We start from the raw sequence: 19,604 nt of genomic DNA on the forward strand, positions 1-19,604 counted from the left end.
CACGTGAAACCGGCCGCTTTTCGCTCGACCGCGGACGCTACACCCGGCCGATCCCCCGCCACCCCTCCGGATCCACTCCACCGGGCACAGGAGCCTCCGGGGCGTACGGCTGGCGGGTGAACACGAACGACCCCAGGTCGAGATGACTCACGGCCCCGTCCGGGCCCCGGACGGGCCGCAGCAGCTCACCGGCGTAGTAGCCCTCCAAGCCCGTCCAAGTGCCGTCCCCGTTCGAGCGGAAGCGGGCACGACGGCCACCTCCGGTCAGCGGCCCCAGTGAGAGGAGACCGTCGGCCGACACCCGCAGAGCGAAGGCATGGGTTCCCCAGTACCACTGCCCGGCCAACTCCAGGACGGCCGGCTCGACTTCCGCCAAGGGCCGCCACGGCTCGGGAATGCGCGGCTCGGCCTCGGCGACGATGCGGACGAGATCGGCACCCACCGCGCCGAGGAGCGGGCCGCTGGTGCAGTTGGCCAGCACCACCGCCGCCACGTCGTCCTCCACGCTGATGGTGAGATTGGCCAGAAAGCCCGGCAGCGAGCCGGAGTGGCCAGCGAGGAGCCTGCCGTCGCGGTGCTGGATCTGCATGCCGAGGCCGTAGGTGGCGCCGTCCCCCACATCCGCGAGCTCCGCCGGTGCCGCGGGGGTACGCATCTCCCGTACCGACTCCGCGCTCAGCACCCGTTCGTCTCCCCTGGCCAGGAAGGCGGCGAACCTCGCGAGGTCACCAGTGGTGGACCACAGCTGCCCGGCCGGTGCCATCCTGCCGAGGTCCTCCAGCGGTTCGGGCAGCAGGGCGTCGGCCCAGGGATGTACCGCCCAGCCGCCCGCGTGCGGCCCTCGAGGCTGGGCACTCGTGCGGCCGAGGCCGAGCGGTTCGAGCACCTCGGCACGCAGCACCTCCTCCCAGGGAGCGCCGCGCAGCTCCTCCACCAGGGCACCGAGCAGTGTGTAACCGGGGTTGGAGTAGTGGTGGCGGCGACCGACGGGATGCCGCAGCGGCTGCTCGCCGAGCACATCGCTCAGCCCGGGACGCAACGAGCCCGGGGTCCGCTCCCACCAGGGCGCCGGGGACTCTGCGGCCAGCCCCGCGGTGTGGGCGAGCAGTTCGGCGATCGTGGCCTCACCGGCGCCGGTGCCCGGCAGATGCTTCTCCAGCGGATCACCGAGGTCGAGCAGTCCCTCGTCGCGCAACCGCAACACCAGTACGGCGGTGAACGTCTTGGTGATGGACCCGATCCGGTACTGCACGTTCTCGTCCGGACCGTGGCCGTCCACCGAGGTCCGCGCCCCGTGCCAGACGGCCCGCCCGCCGCGTACCACCGCGGCCACCAGCGAGGGCGCCCGCCCCTCGGCCTGAGCGACGGCGATCCGGTGTACCAGCGCACGGCGCGTCCCGGGGAGCAGTTCTTCCTGAGATGTCGTCATGCGCCCAGTCCACCGGCTGGACCGCCCCCACGTCGAGTTCGTTTCACCCCGCCTGCCAAAGCCGGGGAACACGGCCGGCGATCACGGCGAGGCTGAGGCGTCCTGCCTACAGGCGGTCGCGGCCTTCGCCGGGCCCACCGGCATCGACCACCTGGCTGTGCGTGAACCGCGGGAGCCCTCCCTCGCGCGCTTCGGCACGGAACCTCCGGTGGACGGCTTCGGGCCGGACGGACACCGGTAAACGGCCTGACCTGCCGGTCTCGGAGCCGGACTCAGGTCTGTGCCATGTCCACGAAACGGGAGTAGTGGCCCTGGAAGGCGACGGTGATCGTGGCCGTGGGGCCGTTACGGTGCTTGGCGACGATCAGGTCGGCCTCGCCCGCGCGCGGGGACTCCTTCTCGTAGGCGTCCTCGCGGTGCAGCAGGATGACCATGTCCGCGTCCTGCTCGATGGAGCCCGACTCACGCAGGTCGGAGACCATCGGCTTCTTGTCGGTGCGCTGTTCGGGGCCACGGTTCAGCTGGGAGAGCGCGATGACCGGGACCTCCAGCTCCTTGGCGAGGAGCTTGAGGTTACGGGACATGTCCGAGACCTCCTGCTGACGGTTCTCGGCACGCTTGGAGCCACCGGACTGCATCAGCTGGAGGTAGTCGATGACGACCAGCTTGATGTCGTTGCGCTGCTTCAGGCGCCGGCACTTGGCGCGGATCTCCATCATCGACAGGTTCGGGGAGTCGTCGATGTAGAGCGGTGCTGCCGAGACGTCCGGCATCCGGCGGGCCAGGCGCGTCCAGTCCTCGTCGGTCATCGTGCCGGAGCGCATGTGGTGCAGCGCGACGCGCGCCTCGGCGGACAGCAGACGCATCGCGATCTCGTTGCGGCCCATTTCGAGCGAGAAGATCACGCTCGGCAGGTTGTGCTTGATCGACGCCGCCCGCGCGAAGTCCAGGGCGAGCGTGGACTTACCCATGGCGGGACGCGCGGCGATGACGATCATCTGGCCCGGGTGGAGGCCGTTGGTCAGGGAGTCGAAGTCGGTGAACCCGGTGGGTACGCCGGTCATCTCGCCGCTGCGTGAGCCGATCGCCTCGATCTCGTCGAGGGCGCCTTCCATGATGTCGCCGAGCGGCAGGTAGTCCTCGCTGGTGCGCTGCTCGGTGACGGCGTAGATCTCGGCCTGGGCGCTGTTGACGATCTCGTCGACGTCGCCGTCGGCCGCGTATCCCATCTGCGTGATGCGGGTGCCGGCCTCGACCAGGCGGCGCAGGACGGCGCGCTCGTGGACGATCTCCGCGTAGTACTCGGCGTTCGCCGCCGTCGGCACGGTCTGGACGAGGGTGTGCAGATACGCGGCCCCGCCGACCTTGTTGATCTCGCCGCGCTTGGTGAGTTCGGCGGCGATGGTGATGGGGTCGGCCGGCTCGCCCTTGGCGTAGATGTCCAGGATCGCCTGGTAGATCGTCTCGTGGGCGGGCTTGTAGAAGTCGTGGCCCTTGAGGATCTCGACGACGTCGGCGATGGCGTCCTTGGACAGCAGCATGCCGCCCAGGACGGACTGCTCGGCCTCCAGGTCCTGCGGGGGCACCCGCTCGAAGGAGGAGCCCGCACCGTCCCAGCCGCCGTTCTCGCGGCCGCGGTCGTGCTGATCGTCACGGCCTCGGACGTCACCGCGGCGGCGGGAGGCAGGCAGACGATCACTGGGTCCGCTGTCGGCCCACGGATCGTCCAGGGGCTCGGAAATACTCACCGAGCGACCTCCTTCCGTCCGCACGGCGGACCTCGCCGTGCCCTCTTTTGTACGGCACGACACTGACAAATAAGAGGCCCAACTCCGGTTCTGACGCGTCGGATTTATGACGTTTCCCAGGCTGCGGGAAGGGAGCGGGCGCCGGATAACGGTAGGCCTGTCGGCACCGTCAGCCAATCTGGTTATCCACAGGCCATGTGGACGACGGCCCCGATGCTGTGGAGAACCTGCCGAAACCTGTGCACGACCCGGTGGACAGCCCTGTGAACAAGCCCTCTATTCCAGCAGCAGTGACCCTCTGACCTGCACCTTTACCGTCCACGGGCTGTGCAGAAGAAAAACTTTCCCGGTAGAGCCAAGATCACTTCGAACGCTGCACGAAAGCGCACGACTCAAGACCCTGAGTAAGGGTCTCTTCACGCTTGCATCGCTTACCTGTGGACGATTAGATTGATGCACATGACACAGGCTCCAGCAACGCCCGAGGCAACCCGCCGTCGGCACGACCGCGAGATCGTCGCACTCGCCGTTCCGGCCTTCGGCGCCCTCGTCGCGGAGCCCCTGTTCGTCATGGCCGACAGTGCGATTGTCGGCCATCTCGGCACCTCGCAGCTCGCCGGTCTCGGCGTCGCGTCAGCCCTCCTCACCACAGCGGTGAGCGTCTTCGTCTTTCTCGCCTATGCCACCACGGCGGCGGTGGCCCGCCGCGTCGGAGCCGGAGACATCCGGGCGGCGCTCCGCCAGGGCATGGACGGCATCTGGCTGGCACTGTTCCTCGGCGCCGCCGTCATCGCCGTGGTTCTGCCACTGGCCCCCGGCATCGTGGACCTGTTCGGCGCCTCCGCCACCGCCGCGCCCTACGCCACCACCTATCTGCGGATCTCTTCGCTGGGCATCCCAGCCATGCTGGCCGTCCTCGCGGCCACCGGCGTCCTGCGCGGTCTGCAGAACACCAGGACCCCGCTGTACGTCGCCGGTGCCGGCTTCATCGCCAACGCCGTACTCAACGTGGGACTCGTCTACGGCGCCGGACTCGGCATCGCGGGCTCCGCCTGGGGCACCGTCATCGCACAGTGCGGCATGGCGGCCGTCTATCTCGGCGTGGTCGTCCGCGGGGCACACCAGCATCAGGCGTCTCTGCGTCCGGACCTCGCCGGCATCAGGGCCTCGGCACAGGCCGGGGTTCCCCTGCTGGTCCGCACGCTGTCCCTACGGGCGATCCTCATGATCGCCACTGCCATCGCGGCACGCCTGGGCGATGCCGACATCGCCGCCCACCAGATCATCCTGTCCCTGTGGAGTCTGCTGGCCTTCGCGCTCGACGCGATCGCGATCGCCGGACAGGCCATCATCGGACGCTACCTCGGCGCGAACGACGCCCAAGGCGCTCGGGAGGCCTGCCGACGCATGGTGCAGTGGGGCCTCGCGACCGGGATCGCCCTCGGTCTGCTCGTCGTGGTCGCCCGACCGCTCTTCCTTCCGCTGTTCACCAGCGACTCCGTGGTCAAGGACGCGGCCCTGCCCGCACTGCTGATGGTGGCGCTCTCTCAGCCCGTCTGCGGAATCGTCTTCGTCCTGGACGGGGTCCTGATGGGCGCGGGCGACGGGGCCTATCTGGCCAAGGCGATGGTCCTCACTCTGGCGGTGTTCGCCCCCGTGGCACTGCTCGTACCCACGCTGGGCGGCGGTCTCACGGCACTCTGGGCGGCCATGACCCTGATGATGGCGGTCCGGCTGCTGACCCTCTGGCTCCGCGCCAGGTCGGGTCGCTGGGTCGTGACGGGCGCGACGCGCTGACCGTTTCACGTGAAACGTGACCACGCCTCCTGTTTCACGTGAAACAGCACTTGCCCACCTGTTTCACGTGAAACGTGAAACTGGTTCGACCCCGCCGGCCCGACACCCGGGCCGATCTCCATCCCGGACCCGGCGCTGGCACCCGCCGCATCCCCGTCCGGGCATGAGAAAGGGGCCGCACCCCCGTAAGGGTGCGGCCCCTTTCACCGGCTCATACGAGCGCAGCGATCATGCGGCGATCAGGCCGCGACGACCTCGAGGATGACCTTGGCGGCAACCTCGGGGTGCAGACGCACGGACGTCTCGTAGGCGCCCAGGGTCTTGATCGGACCGGCCAGCTCGATGCGGCGCTTGTCGACCTCGGGGCCACCGGAAGCCTTGATCGCAGAAGCGATGTCGGCCGGGGTGACGGAGCCGAAGAGACGACCGGCGTCGCCGGAGCGAACGGCCAGACGGACCTTGACGCCCTCGAGCTGGGCCTTCACAACGTTGGCCTGCTCGATGGTCTGGATCTCGTGGATCTTGCGGGCGCGGCGGATCTGCGCCACGTCCTGCTCGCCACCCTTGGTCCAGCGGATAGCGAACTTCCGCGGGATCAGGTAGTTGCGAGCGTAACCGTCCTTGACGTCGACAACATCGCCGGCGCCACCGAGGCCAGAGACCTCGTGGGTGAGGATGATCTTCATGTTTCGGTCACCCTTCCCTTATCGCGCGGTGGACGTGTAGGGCAGCAGCGCCATCTCACGGCTGTTCTTGACGGCCGTGGCGACGTCACGCTGGTGCTGCGTGCAGTTGCCGGTCACGCGGCGGGCACGGATCTTGCCGCGGTCGGAAATGAACTTCCGCAGCATGTTCGTGTCCTTGTAGTCCACGTACGTGACCTTGTCCTTGCAGAAAGCGCAGACCTTCTTCTTCGGCTTGCGCACAGGCGGCTTCGCCATGGTGATTCTCCTGTGTGATCAAGAAGTGGGGATACGAGCCCTTAGAAGGGGGGCTCGTCCGAGTAGCCGCCACCGCCGCCGGAGCTTCCGCCCCAGCCGCCGCCGCCCTGCTGGCCACCGGCGGGAGCGCCGGAAGCCCACGGGTCGTCGGCCGGAGCGCCGCCGCCCTGCTGGCCGCCGCCGGAGCTTCCGCCCCAGCCGCCGCCCTGCTGGCCGCCGCCACCGCCGCCGTAACCGCCCTGGCCACCGCGAGCGCCACCACCGGCGGTCTTGGTGACCTTGGCCGTGGCGTTGCGCAGGCTGGGGCCGACTTCCTCGACGTCCAGCTCGTAGACCGTGCGCTTGACGCCCTCACGGTCCTCGTAGGACCGCTGCTTCAGACGGCCCTGCACGATGACGCGCATGCCCTTCTGGAGCGACTCGGCGACGTTCTCCGCCGCCTGACGCCAGACCGAGCAGGTCAGGAACAGGCTCTCGCCGTCCTTCCACTCGTTCGTCTGGCGGTCGAAGGTGCGGGGAGTGGACGCGATGCGGAACTTCGCGACCGCCGCACCGGACGGGGTGAAGCGCAGCTCGGGGTCATCGACAAGATTGCCGACGACCGTGATAACGGTCTCGCCTGCCATGGGGAACCTCTCGGCGGGTTTGCTCTGGCTGCTTGGTTGCTACTCGAATCCCGAGATCAGCTGAGCCGAAGCTCAGTGCATCTCGGGACGGAGGACCTTGGTCCGGAGGACCGACTCGTTCAGGTTCATCTGGCGGTCGAGCTCCTTGACGACCGCAGGCTCGGCCTGCAGGTCGATGACCGAGTAGATGCCCTCGGGCTTCTTCTTGATCTCGTACGAGAGACGACGACGGCCCCAGGTGTCGACCTTCTCCACCTTGCCGTTGCCCTCACGGACGACGGCGAGGAAGTTCTCGATCAGGGGGGCGACAGCGCGCTCCTCCAGATCGGGGTCGAGGATGACCATCACCTCGTAGTGACGCATGTGGAACCCACCTCCTTTGGACTCAGCGGCCACGGTCGTTCCGTGGCAGGAGGGTTGTTATGCGTGCGCAACGGTATCGGCCGCCACTGACAGGTGGCGGGCTCCGCTGGAGCCCACCGCAGTGACCTGGAAAGGTCTGGGCAGACACCGGTGCAGACGTTACAGACTACCTGCACACCGGCTTCCGGTTGAAATCCGCCGGGGTGGACCGCCAATCTGTACACATCGGGTGTGTATGGCGCTACAGTGCGCCGCGATCCGCAGGAGGTGCCCCACATGGCACAGGCATTGCGACCCAACACCGCCGGATCCCTGTTCGCCACCGACGGCAAGCCCCATCCGCTCCAGGACACCCTCACGGTGGCGACCCTGGTCCTGGGCCTGCTGTCCTTCATCACGTGCTTCTTCGACGGTCTGCACCTGCTCGCCTCCTGGGCCGGGCTGGTGGGGATCCTCGTCGGCGCCTACGGGCAGTGGGTCTCGGTGACCACGCGGGAGCGCTTCGGCCTGATCCTGGGGCTCGGTGCGGCGGGGATCGGCTTCGGGATCGGCATGGCCAACGGCGGCCTGTTCGGCGGTGTCATCGGCGGCTGAGACCGCCTCTCACCGTCCCTTCGCCGACGTGCCTCGGACGTGCCACCGGCCCGGTGGCACGTCCGGGCGACAGCGCGGAACGCCTCGGCGGCCACAAGCAGGGGCGTTGATGCCGTACGCCCCAGTCAGGGCGCTCGCAAGGCGCAGTAGGCTTCGGCGCGAGAGCCGGAGCCCCTGTACCCATGGGGACACACCAGCCCGAGGAGCGCCCCGACATGAGCCTGACCCTGAGGACCATCAGCCGCGAGCAGCATCTGGCATACATCCAGAGCCTGCCGTCGGCCAGCCACATGCAGGTCCCGGCCTGGGCCGACGTGAAGGCGGAATGGCGCTCGGAGAGCCTCGGCTGGTTCGACGAGCGCACCGGCGAGATGGTCGGCGCCGGCCTGGTCCTCTACCGCCAGCTGCCCAAGATCAAGCGCTACCTCGCCTATCTCCCCGAGGGTCCGGTCATCAACTGGTTCGCGCCGAACCTGGACGACTGGCTGCAGCCGATGCTGGCCCACCTCAAGCACCAGGGCGCCTTCTCCGTGAAGATGGGCCCGCCGGTGATCATCCGCCGCTGGGACGCGGAGACCATCAAGAAGGGCATCCAGAGCCCGGACGTGAAGCGCCTGCGCGACATGGAGGCCGACTTCATCGAGCCGCGCGCCTTCGAGGTGGCCGACAAGCTGCGCCGCATGGGCTGGCAGCAGGGTGAGGACGGCGGCGCCGGCTTCGGCGACGTCCAGCCCCGCTACATCTTCCAGGTGCCGCTGGCCAACCGTTCCCTGGAAGAGGTCCACAAGAACTTCAACCAGCTGTGGCGGCGCAACATCAAGAAGGCCGAGAAGGCCGGCGTCGAGGTCGTCCAGGGCGGCTACCAGGACCTGGAGGAGTGGCAGCGGCTGTACGAGATCACGGCCGTGCGCGACCACTTCAGGCCGCGCCCGCTGTCGTACTTCCAGCGCATGTGGACGGCCCTCAACACCGAGGACCCCAACCGCATGCGGCTGTACTTCGCCCGCCACAACGGGGTGAACCTGTCGGCGGCGACGATGCTGATCGTCGGCGGGCACGTCTGGTACTCCTACGGCGCCTCCGACAACATCGGCCGCGAGGTGCGCCCCTCGAACGCGATGCAGTGGCGGATGCTGCGCGACGCCTACGCGCTCGGCGCCACCGTCTACGACCTGCGCGGCATCTCCGACTCGCTGGACGAGACGGACCACCTGTTCGGCCTGATCCAGTTCAAGGTCGGCACCGGTGGCCAGGCGGCCGAGTACCTGGGCGAGTGGGACTTCCCGCTGAACAAGCTGCTCCACAAGGCGCTCGACATCTACATGTCGCGCCGCTGAGCCCCGGCGTTTGATTCCATAGCCTTCACAGCTCTTCCCTCTGATCCACCCCAGCCACGAGAAAGGTCCCGGGTCCGGCCATGGCGCTCACGCTCTACGTCGACACCGCGCGCTGGCGGGCGCACCACAAGCACGTGCAGGAGCAGTTCCCGGGCCTCGTCCCGGTCTGCAAGGGCAACGGCTACGGCTTCGGACACGAGCGGCTGGCGGAGGAGGCCACCCGCCTCGGCTCCGACATCCTCGCCGTCGGCACCACGTACGAGGCCGCGCGCATCAAGGACTGGTTCGGCGGCGACCTGCTGGTGCTGACGCCGTACCGGCGCGGCGAGGAACCGGTGCCGCTGCCGGACCGGGTGATCCGCTCGGTGTCGTCGATCGACGGCGTGTACGGCCTCGTGGGCGCCCGCGTCGTCATCGAGGTGATGTCCTCGATGAAGCGTCACGGCATCAGCGAGCAGGACCTGCCGCAGCTGCACCAGGCCATCGAGAACGTCCGGCTGGAGGGCTTCGCCATCCACCTGCCGCTCGACCGCACCGACGGCACGGACGCCGTCGAGGAGGTCATCGCCTGGATGGACCGGCTGCGTGCGGCCCGGCTGCCGCTGCACACCCTGTTCGTCAGCCACCTCAAGGCCGGGGAACTCGCCCGGCTCCAGCAGCAGTTCCCGCAGACCCGCTTCCGCGCCCGCATCGGCACGCGGCTGTGGCTGGGGGACCACGACGCCACGGAGTACCGGGGCGCCGTCCTGGACGTCACGCGCGTGGCCAAGGGCGACCGGTTCGGCTACCGGCAGCAGAAGGCGGCCTCCGACGGCTTCCTGGTCGTCGTGGCGGGCGGTACGTCGCACGGCGTGGGCCTGGAGGCGCCGAAGGCCCTGCACGGCGTCATGCCACGCGCCAAGGGCGTCGCACGGGCCGGCCTGGCCACGGTCAACCGGAACCTGGCGCCGTTCGTCTGGGGCGGCAAGCAGCGCTGGTTCGCCGAGCCGCCGCACATGCAGGTGTCGATCCTGTTCGTGCCGTCGGACGCGCCCGAGCCGAAGGTCGGTGACGAGCTGGTGGCCCACCTGCGGCACACCACGACCCAGTTCGACCGCCTGCTGGACCGCTAGGGGGTGTCGCCGGCGCCTGCCTGCCCGTCAGGCCCGGCCAGACATGAAGAAGGCCGTACACGGGTGAAGCGTGTACGGCCTTCTTCTTGCCCCTGTCGAGGACGCCGAACGGCGTTCGCTCAGAGCGAACAGTCCTCGTCCGGCGGCGTTTCCGGCCTTCCCCAGCCCACCTGGGACATCTCGTCGTCGTCCATGTGGGCCTGCTGACGGGCCGCGCGTCCGAGCACGAAGACGTCGTCCGCGCCGTCGAGCACGCCGCCCGAGGGATCGTCGTCCCCGTTGCGGCGCACCACGTCCCGCTCCGGCATGAGGATGTCCCGTACGACGACGGCGCACAGGTACAGCGTGCCGAGCAGGTGCAGCGCGATCGCCCACTGGTAGCCGTGGGTCGGCAGGCCCTTGTGGGCGTCTCCGCTGGTCGTGTACGCCAGGTACATCCAGATGCCCAGGAAGTACGCCACCTCGCACGCCTGCCAGATCAGGAAGTCCCGCCACTTGGGCCGGGCGAGGACCGCCAGCGGGACGAGCCACAGGACGTACTGCGGGGAGTAGACCTTGTTGGTGAGGATGAAGGCCGCCACCATCAGGAAGACGAGCTGGGCGAAGCGCGGCCGGCGCGGTGCGGTGAGCGTCAGCGCCGCGATGCCGAGGCAGCACGCCAGCACCAGCACGGTGGCCGCGCTGTTCACGAAGCCGGTGGTGAGCGGGGTGCTGGAGTTCTGGGCCCAGATCAGCCAGAAGGAGCCGAAGTCGACGCCCCGGTCGTGGCTGAACCTGTAGAACTTCGACCAGCCCTGGAAGGCGAACAGCATCACCGGCAGGTTCACCACGAACCAGGCGATCACCGCGCTGCCCGCCGCCTGACCGAACGCCCGCCACCTCCCCGCCCGCCAGCACAGCACGAACAGCGGGCCGAGCAGGAAGACGGGGTAGAGCTTGGCGGCCGTGGCGAGCCCCAGCAGCACGCCGAAGGCGACGGTACGGCCCCGCGACCACATGAGCATCGCGGCGGCCGTCAGGGCCACCGCCAGCAGGTCCCAGTTGATGGTGGCGGTGAGCACGAAGGCGGGGGCCACTGCGACCAGCAGGCCGTCCCAGGGGCGCGTGCGGTGCGTACGGGCCACGCAGACGGCGATGACGGCCGCGCAGGCCATGAGCATGCCGGCGTTGACGAACCAGTACCACTGCTCCTGCTGCTGGATGCTGCCGCTGCCCGGCGTGAGCCACGCGGCGACCTCCATGAACACGCCGGTCAGCACCGGGTACTCGAGGTAGTCCATGTCGCCGGGGAGGCGGTCGAAGTACGGCACGAGCCCGTCGGCGAAGCCCCGCCCCTGGTAGAGGTGCGGGATGTCCGAGTAGCAGGCGTGCGTGTACTGCGAGCTGGCCCCGAAGAACCAGGCGCCGTCGTAGCAGGGCGCCTTCTGGACGAGGCCGAGGGCGAACATGCCGATCGCCACCAGTGCGACGACCCGTACGGGCGTCCACCAGGACGTCCCGAGCAGGGCGTACCGCCCGATGGGGCCACCGATCAGCTCACTGCCGGCCGCGGCGACCTCGTCCTGCCTGGTCGGCCGCACCGGTTCCGGCTCGTGCACGCTCGCTTGCGTCGATTCTGCACTGGGCATGGGCCACATCCTGCCGTACGCGCCTTGCGAACCGGCCCCCGCACGGGGTGCCTGTGTCACGGGGCACGCGAAAGGGGCACCGGTTTCACCCGGTGCCCCTGTCACGTCACGAACGGCTCAGTTCTTCGTCCCGCCGAAGAACCCTCCGCCGTCGCCGTTGGTGCCGTCGGCGCCGCCGTTGCCGCCTCCTCTGGTGCCGGTACCGCTCGTGTCCGTCACCGTGGGTGTGGGCGTCACACCGCCGTCGGCCGCACCGCCGGTGTCCGTGCCTCCGGTCTGGTCGCAGTTCCAGTCCCAGGCGCGGCACGTCTCGGTAGCCGTCGGCGTGGGGCTGGCCGACTCGGTGGGCGACGCGCTCGGCGACGGGGACGAGGTCTGGGTCTCGGCGACCGTCGGAGTGGGCGTCGGGCTCGGCTCGGCGTTGACCACCGTGCCGATCGGAGCCGGCGGCGGGAAGTTCATCACCGGCTGGCCCTGGAGTGCCTGCGCCATGTAGTCGTGCCAGATCTCGGCCGGGAACGAGGCGCCGTGGATCTTCTCCTGGCCACCCGTGTTGTACATCTCCAGGAACTTGCGGTTCTTGTTCTTCGCGTTGTCGTCCATGCGGAACATGCAGACCGCGGTGGACAGCTGGGGGGTGTAGCCCACGAACCAGGCGGACTTGTTGCCGTCGGTGGTACCGGTCTTGCCCGCCACCTCACGGTTCGGCAGCTGGGCCTTGGTGCCGGTGCCCTTCTCGACCACGGTCCGCAGAACGTCGGTGACGTTGTCGGCCACCGCCTTCGAGTAGCCGTCCCGGGGCCTGTCCTCATGCGTGTAGGCCACCCCGTCCTGGTCCTTGACCTGCCTCACGGAGAACGGTTCGTTCTGCTGCCCGCTCGCCGCGAAGGTGGCGTAAGCGCCGGCCATGCGGATGGCGCTGGGGTCGGAGGTGCCGATCGAGAACGACGGGTAGTCGGCGCTGGCCAGGCTCCCCTTGAGGATGCCCGCGTCCAGAGCACTCTGCTTGACCTTGTCCAGGCCGACGTCCATACCGAGCTGGACGTAGGCGGTGTTGACCGACTGCCGCATCGCCTCACGCAGGTCGATCTTGTAGTCCGGCTTGGGGCCGACCGAGGCGTTGTCGTCGTTGGTCTGGAGCCACTCCCTGCCCTTGTCGTCGGTCCAGACCGTCCCGTCGTACTTGCGGATCTTGAGCTTGTTCTTGCCGATGTAGATGCTCTTGGGCGAGGCGACGGTCCGCGCCTCGTTCGGCTGATCGGCTCCCATTTTCGGGTTGAGCACGCCCCACTTCATCGCCGCCGCAAGCACGAACGGCTTGAACGTCGAGCCAACCTGGGCGCCGGTCGCGTCGGCGTTGTCGGTGAAGTGCTTGGTCGCGTCCTCGCCGCCGTAGACGGCCTCGATGGCACCCGAACTCGGGTTCACGGACGCGCCGCCGAACTGGACGTACTTGTCCTCCGGCCGCTGGTCCGGCTTGATCTTCGCCGACCGGACCTTCTCGACGGCCTTCTCGAGCGCGTCGACCTTCTTCTTGTCGAAGGTCGTCCTGATCGTGTAGCCGCCCTGCTGCAGGTCGAGAGCGGTGATGTTCGTGTTGTGAACGATGTAGGACTTGGCAAGGTCGACCAGATAGCCGATCTGACCACTCAGCCGGGTGTTCGAGCGCGGGCTCTTGATGGGCGGGAGGGTGCGGTACTTGTCCCGTTCCGCGGCACTCAGGTGGCCGTACTCGACCATCTTGTCCAGGGTGTCCTGCATCTGCAGCAGGGCCCGCCTGGAGTTGTTGGTGGCGGTGGCGTTCGTATCGAGATACGTGGCGCCCGCCGGGTCGTAGTACGTGGCGCCCTTGACCAGTGCGGCGAGGAAGGCGCACTCACCCGGGTTCAGGTGAATGGCGTCCTTGTTGAAGTACGCCCGCGAGGCCGCCTGGATGCCGTAGGCCCCCCGGCCGAAGTAGGCCGTGTTCAGGTAGCCCGCCATGACCTCGTCCTTTGGGACGGTGGCGCCGACCTTGATCGCGACGAAGATCTCCTTGAACTTCCGGGAGATCGTCTGCGACTGGTCGTTCAGCATGGCGTTCTTGACGTACTGCTGGGTGATGGTGGAGCCACCCTGCGTCTCGCCGCCCCGGGCCATGTTGAAGATGGCGCGCCCGATGCCGCTCGGGTCGACGCCGCTGTCGGTCTCGAAGGTCTTGTTCTCCTGCGAGATCACGGCATAGCGCATCTTCTCGGGGATCTTCGAGTAGTTGAGGTTCTGCCGGTTGACCTCGCCACCGGTAGCGACCATCACCTGGCCGTTGGACCACTCGAAGATGTTGTTCTGCGACTTGGCCGCGGCCGCGACGTTCGGCACGACCACCATCGCGTACCCGACGCCCGCCACGGCCACCAGGCTTCCGACGAAGCCGATGAACATGCCGGTGACGAGCCTCCAGGACGGCACCCAGCGCTGCCATCCGTACTTGCCCGCACGGGGATAGTCGATGATTCGTTTCTTGGCCGGCGGGGCCGAACGCCCTCTGCCGCGTCCTGGACCGGACGGGCCTCCGGGGCCTCCGCGCCGGCCGCTGGGCTCAGCGGCCCGGCGGCGGCTGCCACCACTTCTCTGCGTGGCACGGCGGGATTCGGCGCGGCCTCCGGGTTCCGGACCATAGGAGCCGGATCCGGAACCCGGCTCATAGGAGTCGGCGGAGGACCCGGTGGCGCCTCGCGGTGCCGCGCGGCGTCCGGAGGATGGGTCGGGCTGGCCGCGTCGGGCCGCGGCACGTCCGCCTCCCTGCGGCGGCGGCAGTTTGCGACGGTGCTCGCTCATCGAACGGTTACTCCTCGGGCAGGCGCACCCGTGCGCGCCTGGAAACAGCGACTGGTTTCCGGTCCCCCCGAAATACGGATGCGGTCGGTCACGCATTCACCCGTACTGCACCGAGGACCACGACGCTCCCCAGGCATCACGCGGTTCCCGGTGGTGTGCATGCCGCACAGACTACGCACGCGAAAACCAGCCGAGTCCCGGACTTCCCCCCAAAACAGGCAAGTTGCCTCCTGTGAATCCTTGATGTGATCCCGTTCACCGTCGCCCCTCTTGTCGCATGGGGCAGGCCGTTCTATCGTCTGGATGTATCGAGTCGATACATCAGCGCGAGATAAAGTCGCAGTGGACCGAGAGGAGGCGATCATGAGCCGTCGTTCCGGCATCCTCGAGTTCGCCGTGCTCGGACTCCTGCGCGAGTCTCCGATGCACGGCTATGAGCTGCGCAAACGACTCAATACGTCCCTGGGTGTGTTCCGGGCGTTCAGCTACGGAACTCTCTACCCCTGCCTCAAGACGCTGGTCGCCAACGGCTGGTTGATCGAGGAGCCGGACAACACCCGGGAGGACGCCGCTCCCCTCACCGGACGCCGGGCAAAGATCGTGTACCGATTGACGGCAGAAGGTAAGGAACACTTCGAGGACCTGCTCTCGCAGACCGGTCCCGACGCGTACGAGGACGAGCACTTCGCCGCCCGGTTCGCCTTCTTCGGGCAGACGTCGCGCGATGTGCGCATGCGCGTGCTGGAAGGACGGCGCAGCCGCTTGGAAGAGCGGCTGGAGAAGATGCGGGCCTCCCTCGCACGTACCAGGGAGCGCCTCGACGACTACACGCTTGAGCTCCAGCGCCATGGGATGGAGTCCGTGGAGCGCGAAGTGCGCTGGCTGAACGAGCTCATCGAGAGCGAGCGGGCCGGGCGGGACCGTATGGGTCCCGCTTCCGGAGAGTCCGCTCAGCACGACACCACATCTGGAGCGACGGGCGGCCTGCCCCGTCCCGGGGATCGCCCCGGGACGGATACGCCCGGCGACACCGCCACGTGACGGCCCAGTCAGGGCCTCACTCGTACACACAGGGAGCAACCGGAATGGGTTCGGTTCGCGTAGCCATCGTCGGCGTGGGCAACTGTGCCGCGTCGCTGGTGCAGGGAGTCGAGTACTACAAGGACGCCGACGCCGCGTCCAAGGTCCCCGGCCTGATGCACGTGCAGTTCGGTGACTACCACGTGCGGGACATCGAGTTCGTCGCCGCCTTCGACGTCGACTCGAAGAAGGTCGGCCTCGACCTGGCGGACGCCATCGGCGCCTCCGAGAACAACACCGTCAAGATCTGCGACGTGCCCTCCACCGGTGTCACCGTCCAGCGCGGCCACACCCTCGACGGCCTCGGCAAGTACTACCGCGCCACCATCGAGGAGTCGGACGCCGAGCCGGTCGACGTCGTCCAGGTCCTGAAGGACAAGCAGGTCGACGTCCTGATCTGCTACCTGCCCGTGGGTTCCGAGGACGCGGCGAAGTTCTACGCCCAGTGCGCCATCGACGCCAAGGTCGCCTTCGTCAACGCCCTCCCGGTCTTCATCGCCGGCACCAAGGAGTGGGCGGACAAGTTCACCGAGGCGGGCGTCCCGATCGTCGGTGACGACATCAAGTCCCAGGTCGGCGCCACCATCACGCACCGCGTCATGGCGAAGCTGTTCGAGGACCGTGGCGTGCGCCTGGAGCGCACCATGCAGCTGAACGTCGGCGGCAACATGGACTTCAAGAACATGCTCGAGCGTGACCGCCTCGAGTCCAAGAAGATCTCCAAGACGCAGGCCGTCACCTCCCAGATCCCCGACCGGGACCTCGGCGAGAAGAACGTCCACATCGGCCCGTCCGACTACGTCGCATGGCTGGACGACCGCAAGTGGGCCTACGTCCGCCTCGAGGGCCGCGCCTTCGGTGACGTCCCGCTGAACCTGGAGTACAAGCTCGAGGTCTGGGACTCCCCGAACTCGGCCGGCATCATCATCGACGCCCTGCGCGCCGCGAAGATCGCCAAGGACCGCGGCATCGGCGGCCCGATCCTGTCCGCGTCCTCGTACTTCATGAAGTCCCCGCCGGTCCAGTACTTCGACGACGAGGCCCGCGAGAACGTCGAGAAGTTCATCAACGGCGACGTCGAGCGCTAGCCCGACCCGGCTCCGCGCCGAGCGCCGGCTCGCCGCGGCCCGCCATGGCTCGGTACGGCGAACACACCGAGAGAACGCTCCTGCCAGGGCTGTGAGGGTCCCCGGGTTTCCGACCCGGGGACCCTCCGCGTATGTGAGGCTGGGGCTCATGTCCGTCGTCCGTGACCTGCGTGTCCTGCTGCGTCTGCGCGACTTCCGACGCCTGTTGTACGTCCGTCTCCTCTCCCAGGGCGCCGACGGCGTGTACCAGGTCGCGCTCGCCGCGTACGTCGTCTTCTCCCCGGAGAAACAGACCTCGGCCACGGCGATCGCCTCGGCGATGGCGGTCCTGCTGCTCCCCTATTCGCTGGTCGGTCCCTTCGCGGGCGTCCTGCTGGACCGCTGGCGACGTCGGCAGGTCTTCGTCTACGGCAATGTGCTGCGCGCTCTCCTGGCAGCGGCCACCGCCGTGCTGATGGTCACTCATGCGCCGGACTGGCTGTTCTACGTCTCCGCGCTGTGCGTCACAGCCGTCAACCGCTTCGTCCTGGCGGGCCTGTCCGCCTCGCTGCCGCGTGTGGTGGACGCCGAACGCCTGGTCCTGGCCAACTCCCTCTCCCCGACCGCCGGAACGCTCGCCGCGACCGCCGGCGGCGCCCTCGCCTTCGGCGTACGGCTCGTCGCGGCCGACCCCGATGCCACGGTGGTACTGCTGGGCGCCTGCCTCTATTTGTGCGCGGGCCTGACGTCCCTGAGCATGGCGCCCGCACGGCTGGGCCACGAGAGGGAGGCGACGCCACCACGCCTGGGGACCGCTCTCGCCGGCACGGCTCACGAACTGCTCGCGGCCGTCCGGCACCTGGCCGGCCCCCGACGCAGGGAAGCGTCCTGGGCGCTCGCGGCGATGACCGTGATGCGGTTCGGCTACGGCGCGCTGCTGGTCCTGCTGCTCATGCTGTGTCGGTACGACCTCTCCGCCACCCCCGAGGGCGGTCTCCGGCTGCTGGGCCTGGCGCTGGCAATCTCCGGCGCGGGCTTCTTCGCCGCGGCCGTGCTGACTCCGTGGGCGGCGGGGCGGCTCGGTCCCGGCCGGTGGATCGCGGTGTGCGCAGCCGCTGCCACCGTTCTCGAACCGGCACTCGGCCTCCCGTTCGCCACCGGCCCTCTCCTGGTCGCGGCGTTCGTGCTCGGCCTGATCACCCAGGGCGCCAAGATCGCCACGGACACGCTCGTCCAGGCCTCCGTCGAGGACGGCTTCCGGGGACGCGTCTTCTCCGTCTACGACGTCCTCTTCAACGTCGCCTTCGTCGGCGCCGCGGGAGTGGCTGCCCTGATACTCCCGCCGGACGGCCACTCGGTACCCCTGGTGATTCTCGTCGCCCTCCTCTACGGCACCGTCACGGCGGCCATGACGCGCTTCGAGCGGCACCAGAACAGCGAAAAGGGCGATGTTTCACGTGAAACATCGCCCACCCCGACCAGAGAAGCCGGGTCGAGGACGTGAAAGATCCTGGCCGGACATAAGGAGGCCTGACCATGTTTCGCGTGGTTTCACGTGAAACATGACCAGGCCCTCACCCTCAGCCCGACTCCAGGCCTCAGCTCTGCTCGGCCCACCACTCCTTGAGGGCTGCCACCGCCGCGTCGCGCTCCATCGGGCCGTTCTCCAGGCGCAGCTCCAGCATGTGCTTGTACGCCTTGCCGATGACGGGGCCAGGGCTGACGCCGAGGATCTCCATGATCTGGTTGCCGTCCAGGTCCGGACGGATGGCGTCCAGCTCCTCCTGCTCCTGGAGCTGAGCGATGCGCTCTTCCAGACCGTCGTAGGCGCGGGACAGCGCGGCCGCCTTGCGCTTGTTCCGGGTGGTGCAGTCGGAGCGGGTCAGCTTGTGCAGGCGGTCCAGAAGCGGGCCACCGTCACGGACGTAGCGACGGACCGCCGAGTCCGTCCATTCGCCGGTGCCGTAGCCGTGGAAGCGCAGGTGAAGCTCGACCAGACGCGAGACGTCCTTCACCAGCTCGTTGGAGTACTTCAGGGCCGTCATACGCTTCTTGGTCATCTTCGCCCCGACCATCTCGTGATGATGGAACGAGACCCGGCCGTCCTTCTCGAAGCGGCGCGTGCGCGGCTTACCGATGTCATGCAGCAGCGCGGCCAGACGGAGCACGAGGTCGGGACCGTTCTGCTCCAGCGCGATGGCCTGCTCCAGCACGATCAGCGTGTGCTCGTAGACGTCCTTGTGCCGATGATGCTCGTCACTTTCCAGACGCAGGGCCGGCAGCTCGGGCAGGACGTGATCGGCCAGCCCGGTGTCGACCAGCAGGGCCAGGCCCTTGCGCGGGTGGGCGGACAGGATCAGCTTGTTCAGCTCGTCCCGGACCCGCTCGGCCGAGACGATCTCGATCCGTCCCGCCATCTCCGTCATCGCGGTGACGACCTCGGGGGCGACCTCGAAGTCCAGCTGAGCGGCGAACCGTGCGGCCCGCATCATCCGCAGCGGATCGTCCGAGAAGGACTCCTCCGGCGTACCGGGGGTGCGCAGCACCCGGGCCGCGAGGTCCTCCAGACCGCCGTACGGGTCGATGAACGCCTTCTCCGGCAGCGCCACGGCCATCGCGTTGACCGTGAAGTCGCGGCGGACCAGATCCTCCTCGATGGAGTTGCCGTACGACACCTCGGGCTTGCGCGAGGTGCGGTCGTACGCCTCCGACCGGTAGGTGGTGACCTCGATCTGGTAGCCGTCCTTCTGGGCACCGACCGTGCCGAAGGCGATCCCGACCTCCCAGACGGCGTCCGCCCACGGCCGCACGATCTTCAGTACGTCCTCGGGGCGCGCGTCGGTGGTGAAGTCCAGGTCGTTCCCGAGTCGGCCGAGCAGCGCGTCACGGACCGAGCCGCCCACCAGAGCAAGCGAGAACCCGGCCTGCTGAAAGCGGCGGGCGAGGTCGTCGGCAACGGGAGCGACCCGCAGCAGCTCGCTCACCGCGCGCTGCTGCGCCTGGCTCAGGGCAGCGGGAGTGTCATCGTTGGGGTTCGGCACAACAGAACAGGGTACGTGGCCGAG

At 68.4% G+C, this 19,604-nt stretch carries 16 protein-coding genes; 7 read left to right on the top strand and 9 right to left on the bottom strand.

Features of this window, described 5'->3' with window-relative positions:
* Positions 1-37: 37 nt before the first annotated feature.
* Positions 38-1,429 carry a serine hydrolase domain-containing protein gene (locus OIB37_RS18940; protein ID WP_330458786.1) on the bottom strand — a complete coding sequence of 464 codons (1,392 nt, stop codon included), beginning with the start codon at positions 1,427-1,429 and terminating at the stop codon, positions 38-40.
* A gap of 272 nt (positions 1,430-1,701) precedes the next feature.
* Positions 1,702-3,177 carry a replicative DNA helicase gene (dnaB, locus tag OIB37_RS18945; RefSeq protein ID WP_330458787.1) on the bottom strand — a complete coding sequence of 492 codons (1,476 nt, stop codon included), beginning with the start codon at positions 3,175-3,177 and terminating at the stop codon, positions 1,702-1,704.
* Between the two features lie 459 nt (positions 3,178-3,636).
* Between dnaB and OIB37_RS18950 the strand changes: the two genes are divergently transcribed.
* Positions 3,637-4,974, top strand: a complete 1,338-nt coding sequence (locus tag OIB37_RS18950; RefSeq protein WP_330458788.1) for an MATE family efflux transporter — start codon at positions 3,637-3,639, stop codon at positions 4,972-4,974.
* Between the two features lie 239 nt (positions 4,975-5,213).
* Here the strand turns inward: OIB37_RS18950 and rplI are convergent, their stop codons facing one another.
* The 4 genes from rplI to rpsF form a co-directional block, all read right to left on the bottom strand.
* Positions 5,214-5,660, bottom strand: a complete 447-nt coding sequence (rplI, locus tag OIB37_RS18955) for a 50S ribosomal protein L9 (protein WP_330458789.1) — start codon at positions 5,658-5,660, stop codon at positions 5,214-5,216.
* Positions 5,661-5,678: 18 nt separating this feature from the next.
* Positions 5,679-5,915: a 30S ribosomal protein S18 gene (gene rpsR, locus OIB37_RS18960; protein WP_003949403.1), complete on the bottom strand. Its 237-nt coding sequence runs from the start codon at positions 5,913-5,915 to the stop codon at positions 5,679-5,681.
* Positions 5,916-5,956: 41 nt separating this feature from the next.
* Complete coding sequence (locus OIB37_RS18965; protein ID WP_330458790.1) at positions 5,957-6,541, bottom strand: single-stranded DNA-binding protein; 585 nt, start codon at positions 6,539-6,541, stop codon at positions 5,957-5,959.
* A gap of 72 nt (positions 6,542-6,613) precedes the next feature.
* The gene (rpsF, locus tag OIB37_RS18970; RefSeq protein WP_330458791.1) at positions 6,614-6,904 is read right to left on the bottom strand and encodes a 30S ribosomal protein S6; all 291 of its coding nucleotides are present in this window, start codon (positions 6,902-6,904) and stop codon (positions 6,614-6,616) included.
* Positions 6,905-7,180: 276 nt separating this feature from the next.
* On the opposite strand from rpsF, the gene OIB37_RS18975 reads away from it, so the two are divergent.
* From OIB37_RS18975 to OIB37_RS18985, 3 genes are all read left to right on the top strand, one after another.
* Positions 7,181-7,498 carry a hypothetical protein gene (locus tag OIB37_RS18975; protein WP_330458792.1) on the top strand — a complete coding sequence of 106 codons (318 nt, stop codon included), beginning with the start codon at positions 7,181-7,183 and terminating at the stop codon, positions 7,496-7,498.
* Between the two features lie 215 nt (positions 7,499-7,713).
* On the top strand, positions 7,714-8,835 hold the full coding sequence (femX, locus tag OIB37_RS18980) for a peptidoglycan bridge formation glycyltransferase FemX (RefSeq protein ID WP_330458793.1): 1,122 nt from the start codon (positions 7,714-7,716) through the stop codon (positions 8,833-8,835).
* Positions 8,836-8,915: 80 nt separating this feature from the next.
* Entirely contained in the window at positions 8,916-9,947 is a 1,032-nt protein-coding gene (locus tag OIB37_RS18985; RefSeq protein ID WP_330458794.1) for an alanine racemase, read from the top strand.
* Between the two features lie 119 nt (positions 9,948-10,066).
* Here OIB37_RS18985 and OIB37_RS18990 read toward each other — a convergent pair whose 3' ends face one another.
* Both OIB37_RS18990 and OIB37_RS18995 read right to left on the bottom strand, forming a co-directional pair.
* A complete protein-coding gene (locus tag OIB37_RS18990; protein WP_330458795.1) occupies positions 10,067-11,575 on the bottom strand; it encodes a glycosyltransferase family 87 protein in 1,509 nt (502 codons plus the stop codon).
* Between the two features lie 117 nt (positions 11,576-11,692).
* Positions 11,693-14,392, bottom strand: coding sequence for a transglycosylase domain-containing protein (locus OIB37_RS18995; RefSeq protein ID WP_330458796.1), 2,700 nt, complete (start codon positions 14,390-14,392; stop codon positions 11,693-11,695).
* 363 nt (positions 14,393-14,755) lie between these two features.
* Here OIB37_RS18995 and OIB37_RS19000 point away from each other — a divergent pair, with 363 nt between their 5' ends.
* The 3 genes from OIB37_RS19000 (at position 14,756) to OIB37_RS19010 (ending at position 18,043) form a co-directional block, all read left to right on the top strand.
* On the top strand, positions 14,756-15,433 hold the full coding sequence (locus tag OIB37_RS19000; RefSeq protein ID WP_330458797.1) for a PadR family transcriptional regulator: 678 nt from the start codon (positions 14,756-14,758) through the stop codon (positions 15,431-15,433).
* A gap of 44 nt (positions 15,434-15,477) precedes the next feature.
* Positions 15,478-16,560 carry an inositol-3-phosphate synthase gene (locus OIB37_RS19005; protein WP_330458798.1) on the top strand — a complete coding sequence of 361 codons (1,083 nt, stop codon included), beginning with the start codon at positions 15,478-15,480 and terminating at the stop codon, positions 16,558-16,560.
* Positions 16,561-16,708: 148 nt separating this feature from the next.
* Positions 16,709-18,043, top strand: coding sequence for an MFS transporter (locus OIB37_RS19010; RefSeq protein WP_330458799.1), 1,335 nt, complete (start codon positions 16,709-16,711; stop codon positions 18,041-18,043).
* Positions 18,044-18,137: 94 nt separating this feature from the next.
* Here OIB37_RS19010 and OIB37_RS19015 read toward each other — a convergent pair whose 3' ends face one another.
* Entirely contained in the window at positions 18,138-19,580 is a 1,443-nt protein-coding gene (locus OIB37_RS19015; protein WP_330458800.1) for a CCA tRNA nucleotidyltransferase, read from the bottom strand.
* Positions 19,581-19,604 lie beyond the last annotated feature (24 nt).

The sequence above is a fragment of the Streptomyces sp. NBC_00820 genome, assembly GCF_036347055.1.
In the GTDB taxonomy this organism is placed as follows: domain Bacteria; phylum Actinomycetota; class Actinomycetes; order Streptomycetales; family Streptomycetaceae; genus Streptomyces.